This is a genomic window from Kitasatospora putterlickiae (assembly GCF_039527695.1).
In the GTDB taxonomy this organism is placed as follows: Bacteria; Actinomycetota; Actinomycetes; order Streptomycetales; family Streptomycetaceae; genus Kitasatospora; species Kitasatospora putterlickiae.
The window spans coordinates 12,730-18,516 of sequence record NZ_BAAAKJ010000070.1; the positions used below are offsets into that span (position 1 = coordinate 12,730).

Annotated in this window: 8 protein-coding genes and 1 tRNA gene; 3 read left to right on the plus strand and 6 right to left on the minus strand. The window is 73.0% G+C overall.

Translation table 11 applies throughout. The annotated features are described in order from the left end of the window. Positions 1-54: 54 nt before the first annotated feature. Positions 55-127 (minus strand) — tRNA-Lys (locus ABD308_RS08170). Positions 128-362: 235 nt separating this feature from the next. Between ABD308_RS08170 and fni the strand changes: the two genes are divergently transcribed. Next, complete coding sequence (fni, locus tag ABD308_RS08175; protein ID WP_344329819.1) at positions 363-1,442, plus strand: type 2 isopentenyl-diphosphate Delta-isomerase; 1,080 nt, start codon at positions 363-365, stop codon at positions 1,440-1,442. A gap of 41 nt (positions 1,443-1,483) precedes the next feature. Here fni and ABD308_RS08180 read toward each other — a convergent pair whose 3' ends face one another. From ABD308_RS08180 to ABD308_RS08200, 5 genes are all read right to left on the minus strand, one after another. Beyond that, a complete protein-coding gene (locus ABD308_RS08180) occupies positions 1,484-2,107 on the minus strand; it encodes an isochorismatase family protein (RefSeq protein ID WP_344329822.1) in 624 nt (207 codons plus the stop codon). A 289-nt stretch (positions 2,108-2,396) separates the two neighbouring features. Then, entirely contained in the window at positions 2,397-2,558 is a 162-nt protein-coding gene (locus tag ABD308_RS08185; protein ID WP_344329824.1) for a hypothetical protein, read from the minus strand. 54 nt (positions 2,559-2,612) lie between these two features. After that, a complete protein-coding gene (locus ABD308_RS08190; protein ID WP_344329827.1) occupies positions 2,613-3,203 on the minus strand; it encodes a TetR/AcrR family transcriptional regulator in 591 nt (196 codons plus the stop codon). Between the two features lie 219 nt (positions 3,204-3,422). Then, positions 3,423-3,875, minus strand: coding sequence for a MarR family winged helix-turn-helix transcriptional regulator (locus ABD308_RS08195; protein ID WP_344329828.1), 453 nt, complete (start codon positions 3,873-3,875; stop codon positions 3,423-3,425). Between the two features lie 185 nt (positions 3,876-4,060). Beyond that, a complete protein-coding gene (locus ABD308_RS08200; RefSeq protein ID WP_344329829.1) occupies positions 4,061-4,216 on the minus strand; it encodes a zinc-binding dehydrogenase in 156 nt (51 codons plus the stop codon). Positions 4,217-4,226: 10 nt separating this feature from the next. Here ABD308_RS08200 and ABD308_RS08205 point away from each other — a divergent pair, with 10 nt between their 5' ends. Both ABD308_RS08205 and ABD308_RS08210 read left to right on the plus strand, forming a co-directional pair. Further along, complete coding sequence (locus ABD308_RS08205) at positions 4,227-4,850, plus strand: BBE domain-containing protein (RefSeq protein ID WP_344329831.1); 624 nt, start codon at positions 4,227-4,229, stop codon at positions 4,848-4,850. Between the two features lie 142 nt (positions 4,851-4,992). Beyond that, positions 4,993-5,736, plus strand: a complete 744-nt coding sequence (locus ABD308_RS08210) for an SDR family oxidoreductase (RefSeq protein WP_344329832.1) — start codon at positions 4,993-4,995, stop codon at positions 5,734-5,736. Positions 5,737-5,787 lie beyond the last annotated feature (51 nt).

A 5,787-nucleotide genomic window follows, 5' to 3' on the forward strand; every position in this document is an offset into this window, starting at 1 on the left:
GGGAACGGTGAAGGCCCGGGTCGGAGGTGAATCCGGCCCGGGCCTTCGTGTCGGTGGGGCGCCAGGGGCTCGAACCCTGAACCTACGGATTAAAAGTCCGCTGCTCTACCCATTGAGCTAGCACCCCGACACCGTGGACATCATGCCAGACCGGGCCGCCCCGTGCGGCCGAATACGGCCCGCCGGACGGGGCGGCGGGAGCGGCGGCGGACCGGCCGCCCCGTCCGCGCCGAGGAGCGTCGGCGCCCACCCGGACGCCCTCGGTCCGGTCGCACTACCCGTGGCGCCGCCCAGCCGAGAAGATGCTGGTCGCCGAAACGTAGGGCACGCCGCCACCGCCCGCCCCGGAAAGGGAACGAGGAATGATCTCCCAACGCAAGGACGACCACGTCCGGCTCGCGGTCGAGCAGCAGCACGGCCACATCGGGCGCAACCAGTTCGACGAGGTGACGTTCGTCCACCACGCCCTGGCCGGGATCGACCGGCCGCGGGTCTCCCTGGCCACCGGCTTCGCCGGCCTCTCCTGGCCGGTCCCGCTGTACATCAACGCGATGACCGGCGGCAGCGCCATGACCGGACGGATCAACCGCGACCTCGCGATCGCCGCCCGGCGGACCGGCGTGCCGATCGCGTCCGGCTCGATGAGCGCGTACTTCAAGGACGAGTCCTGCGCCGGCACCTTCAGCGTGCTGCGCGAGGAGAACCCGGACGGCTTCGTGCTGGCCAACGTCAACGCGACCGCCTCGGTGGAGAACGCGCGCCGCGCCGTCGGCCTGCTGGCGGCCGACGCCCTGCAGATCCACGTCAACACCGTCCAGGAGACGGTGATGCCGGAGGGCGACCGCTCGTTCTCCGCCTGGGTGCCGCGGATCGGAAGGATCGCGGCCGCGGTGGACGTCCCGGTGATCGTCAAGGAGGTCGGCTTCGGGCTCAGCCGGGAGACCGTGCTGACCCTGCGTGAACTGGGCGTGCGGGCGGCCGACCTCGGCGGCCGGGGCGGCACCGACTTCGCCCGGATCGAGAACGGGCGGCGCGACCTGCGCGACTACGGCTACCTGGAGGGCTGGGGCCTGTCCACCGCCGCCTGCCTGCTGGACGTCCAGGGCGTGGACCTGCCCGTGCTGGCCTCCGGCGGCGTGCGCCACCCGCTCGACGTGGCCCGCGCGCTGGCGCTCGGCGCCCGGGGGGTCGGGGCGTCCGGCACCTTCCTGCGCACCCTGATGGACGGGGGCGTGGACGCGCTGGTCGATCAACTCACCACCTGGCTCGACCAGTTGGCGGCGCTGATGACCATGCTCGGGGCGGCGTCACCGGACGAGCTGACCCGCCGCGACCTGCTGATCCAGGGCTCGCTGCGCGAGTTCTGCGCCGACCGCGGCATCGACACCGCGCCGTTCGCCCGGCGCTCCACCGCCGCCGTGGAGCACCCGCGGATCCGCTGAGGGTGGCTGTCCGGGGTGCCCAGGGGCGCCCCGGACAGCCGCTACGGGAACAGCCTCCCGACCGTGGTGACGCGCGCGCAGCGTTCGGCGGCGTAGCGCAGCGCCGAGCGGTGGTACTCCGGGGAGAAGTCGGCGGTGGCGTCGGCGACCAGGAACACCTGGATGTCGTTGCTGAAGGCCTCGACGGCGGTCGCCAGCACGCCCACGTGGGCGTAGACGCCGCAGAGCACCAGCTGGTCGCGGCCGGCGTCGCGCATCCGCCGCAGCAGGTCGGTACGGAAGAACGCGCTGTAGCGCCACTTGGTGAGCAGCCAGTCCCGCTCGGCGGGCGCCAGGGCGTCCACCACCTGGCGGTCCTCCGGGGCGGGGCGCATGCCGGGGCCCCAGAAGTCCTTGAGCAGGCCGCGCTGCTCGTCGGTCATGCCGCCCGGCTGCGCGGTGTAGGCGACCGGCAGGCCCAGGGCGGCGCAGCGGTCGCGCAACCGGGCCGCGTTGCGCACCAGTTCGTCCCGGGTGCGCTCGGGGACCGGGGCGAGGAAGTAGCGCTGCATGTCGTGGACGAGGAGGACGGCGCGGTCCGGCTCGGCGGTCCAGGAGACGGCGGCCGGCGGCAGGTCGGCCTCGGCCGGTAACCGGTACGACGGGATGGCGGGGATGCCGGTCATGGCTCCGGTTCCTTGCGTGAGGGCGGGAGGGTCGTGGCGCGGCGGGTCTGCGTTCCTGCGGATGCTCGGCGCGGCCGCCCGTCCTCCCTGACGCGCTCCGGTCCGGCGGTGGATTTCCCGGATCGTCGAGCGGGTCTTCCGGCGCGTTCGACCTCCGGAGTCCGCATGTACCGTTCAAGAAAGCGATTTTCCTGAATCCTGCCGCACCGGCCGGGGATTCCGCAACGCCCCCCCCCACGGGCCGCCCCCGCCCTGCCCCGCCGAAGGCGCGTGAGGGGCGGGGCGGGCGTCAGTCGGCCAGCTGGAGCCGGGGCCTGGCGGCCGGGGCGAAATCGAGGCGGGTCAGTGGGGGGAAGCGGAAGCGGGCACCGTAGGCGGAGTGGTCCACGGTCACCTGGAGGAGGTGGTGGGCGACGAGGGCGGGGAGCGGCTGGAGCCGGAGGCCGTGCACCGCGCCGCCTCAAGGCCCGCACGCTGCAGTTAAGGGAGGACCGCGGACGGGGCCTCAGGCCGGCCAGGAGGCCATCGCCAGCCCGGCGACCGCTTCCAGGTCCGCCGCCGAGGCCCCGTCCCTGGCCTGCTGGGACATCCCCTGCACGACGGTCGCGTAGTAGACGGCCAGCGCGTGGGCGTCCGTCCCGGCGGGCAGGCGACCGGCCGCGACGTCCGCCTCGACGCGTTCCCGGAACCCGTCCAGGTTGGAGCGCCGCAGCTCCCGCATCGCGTCGGCCACCTCGTCGTCCTTGGGGGAGACGTTGGTGGTCGCGCTGATCACCAGGCAGCCGGCCGGGTGCTCGGGGTCGGTGTAGGCGGCGGCCGCCTCCCGCAGGACCCGGGCGAAGGCCTCGCGGGCGGTCGTCTCCTCCTCCAGGGCCACCGCCACGAAGCTCCCGAAGCTGCGGCCGTACGTCTCGACGACCTCGTCGAAGAGCGCGCGCTTGTCCCCGAAGGCGGAGTACAGGCTCGGCGCGTTGATCCCCATCCGCTTGGTCAGCTCGGCGACCGAGGTGCCCTCGTAGCCGTACTGCCAGAACAGCATGGTGGCCTGCCGGAGCGCGGCCGCGCGGTCGAAGGTGCGGGGTCTTCCCCGGGCCATGGTCGTCCCCCTTTTTTGTACTGTTCGCTAAGGAAGGTAATGGCATGGTCGCACAGATGCTGCCCGCGCCGCCCGTGCGCAGCTGGTACGCCAGGTGCTCTGGTGGGACCTCACGGACTCCGCGCAGACCGTCGACTCGCGCTGCCGGTCGTTCGAACTGGAAGCCCGGCCGGGGGGCCTCGCGGACGGTCGGGGAACGGACGGACGGGGAGCGGACGGTCAGGAGGCGGGCGGACGTTCGCCGGGGGTGTAGCGCAGCCGGGCGACCACGGTCGCCGTCCGTCCGTCGATCGAGGCCAGGTCCAGCGCCTGGCCCATCTCGCGGTCGAAGAGGTCCCGGGCCTGCCGGGCGGTCGCCTCGCCCCGCTCGGTGATCCGGGCGAGCACACCGCGCCGGTCGGTCTCCGAGACGCCCCGGCTCACCAGGCCCTGGCCCTGGAGCCGCCCCACCAGGCGGCTGGCCGAGGACTGGTTCAGGCCGAGCGCCTCGGCGAGCTGCTGGATCCGCAGCCCTTCGGGTTCGGCGGCGGCCAGGGCGTTGAGGGTCTGGAACTCGCTGAGGCTGATCCCGGCCTCACGGGTGAGCTTGCGGTCCAGGGTGGTCCCCACCTCGGCGACGAGCACCGCCAGCTGGTTCCACAGCTCGATGTCGCTCTCGCGTCGCTGTCCCATCGACGATCCCTACCTCTCCGGCGGCTCCGGCCCGCCCTGGCGTACCGCTCCTCTGCGGGGCCGCCGTCCACCCTATGCATTCACATGCAGTTCCGAGGCAGCGGGAAACGGACATCAACAGTACCGCGGGGCGGCCGGCCGGTGGAGTGCGCGCGGCACCCGCGCCCGGCCGGGTCCCCGCCCGGTCACACCGACAGCAGCAGCTTCCCGCGCACCCCGCCGGCCTCCAGCCGGGCGTGCGCCGCAGCGCCCTCGGCGAGCGGCAGCACTCCCGCGATCCGCGGGGTCAGCACACCCTTGTCGACCGGAGCGGCGACCTCGCCCAGCCGTTCGCCGTCCACCTCCCGGCAGATGCTCGACGACTACATCGCCGCCGTCGGCAACGGCGTCGGCGTCGCCCCGGTGGTCGTGGAGGAACGGGTCGTCCCCTGGCTGCACGCGACCCAGTGGGGCGGGTTCACCGGACCCGACCCGACGTACCGCTTCAAGGGCAAGCCCGGGTACCAGCGGCAGGCCTTCACGGCGCTCCAGATCGACGCGATGCACCGCAACCTGACCCGCACCGACTACTTCAACCCCGGTGCGCTGATGCTCGTTTCGGCGTACGGCGGCCAGGTGAACCGGTGGTCCCCCACCGACACCGCGGTGGCCCAGCGGGACTCGATCCTCAAGGTCCAGTGCGCGGCGCTGTGGACGGACCCGGCCCAGGACGCCGTCCACCTGGCGTGGCTGCGGCAGTTCTTCCGCGAGCTGTACTTCGAGACCGGCGGCGTGCCCGGGCTGAACGGGTTCGCGGACGGCATGTTCATCAACTACGCCGACGCGGACGTCCGCGACCCGCTGCTGAACACCTCGGGCATCCCCTGGCAGCGCCTGTACTACAAGGACAACTACCCGCGGCTCCAGCAGGTCAAGGCCGCCTACGACCCGCGGAACGTGTTCCGTCACGGCCTGTCGGTCGAACTGCCGGTCTGATCCGGCGCGTTCGGAAGCCCGGGGGCGCGCCCCGGCCCTTCCCCGGGCTCCCGAACGATCTTCTCCAACTTGCTTGCGATTGCATGTAGCGACCGCTACATTAATCACATCGTCCACCACGAACGGAAGGCGTCGGATCACCATGACCACCACCAAGAAGCTCGCCGGCAAGTCCGCCCTCGTCACCGCCTCCTCGCGCGGCATCGGCCGGGCGACCGCCCTGCGACTGGCCGCCGACGGCGCCCAGGTCGCGGTCAACTACCACAGCGACGCCGCGTCCGCCCGGGCCGTCGTCGAGGCGATCGAGTCGGCCGGCGGCCGGGCCATCGCCGTCCAGGGCGACATCGGCGTCCCGGCCGACGTGGAGCGGGTCTTCAAGGAGACCCTGGCCGCCTTCGGCTCGCTGGACATCCTGGTCAACAACGCCGGCCTGGGCGCCAACGGCGCGCTCGCCGAGGTCGGCCCGGAGCTCCTCGACCGGGTCGTCGACGTCAACTTCAAGGGCACGTTCTACGCCATCCAGCAGGCCGCCCGGGTGCTGAACGACGGCGGCCGGATCGTCAACATCTCCACCGGCTACACCAAGCAGCCGTTCCCCGGCTTCGGCGTCTACTCCGCCACCAAGGCCGCCGTCGAGGCGCTCGGCCTGGCCGCGTCCAAGGAGCTCGGCGCCCGCCAGATCACCGTCAACTCGGTGCTGCCCGGCCTGGTCAACACCGACCAGACCGCCCCGATCCGCGAGCAGTTCCCGGCCGTCGCCGGCATGACCCCGCTGGGCCGGGTCGGCGAGCCCGAGGACATCGCCGACGTCGTCGCCTTCCTCGCCTCCGACGACGCCCGCTGGGTCACCGGCCAGATCATCGCCGCCGCCGGCGGCCTCGCCTGACCCACCAGCACCACCGGCATCGCACCGCGGCCCGGCCCCCCGGAACCTCCG

What these genes read in the sequence shown, in the direction of transcription:
- ABD308_RS08190 (WP_344329827.1), bottom strand. Translation starts at nt 3,203, where the DNA reads ATGGCCCGGGGAAGACCCCGCACCTTCGACCGCGCGGCCGCGCTCCGG.
- ABD308_RS08205 (WP_344329831.1), top strand. Translation starts at nt 4,227, where the DNA reads ATGCTCGACGACTACATCGCCGCCGTCGGCAACGGCGTCGGCGTCGCC.
- ABD308_RS08195 (WP_344329828.1), bottom strand. Translation starts at nt 3,875, where the DNA reads ATGGGACAGCGACGCGAGAGCGACATCGAGCTGTGGAACCAGCTGGCG.
- ABD308_RS08210 (WP_344329832.1), top strand. Translation starts at nt 4,993, where the DNA reads ATGACCACCACCAAGAAGCTCGCCGGCAAGTCCGCCCTCGTCACCGCC.
- fni (WP_344329819.1), top strand. Translation starts at nt 363, where the DNA reads ATGATCTCCCAACGCAAGGACGACCACGTCCGGCTCGCGGTCGAGCAG.
- ABD308_RS08180 (WP_344329822.1), bottom strand. Translation starts at nt 2,107, where the DNA reads ATGACCGGCATCCCCGCCATCCCGTCGTACCGGTTACCGGCCGAGGCC.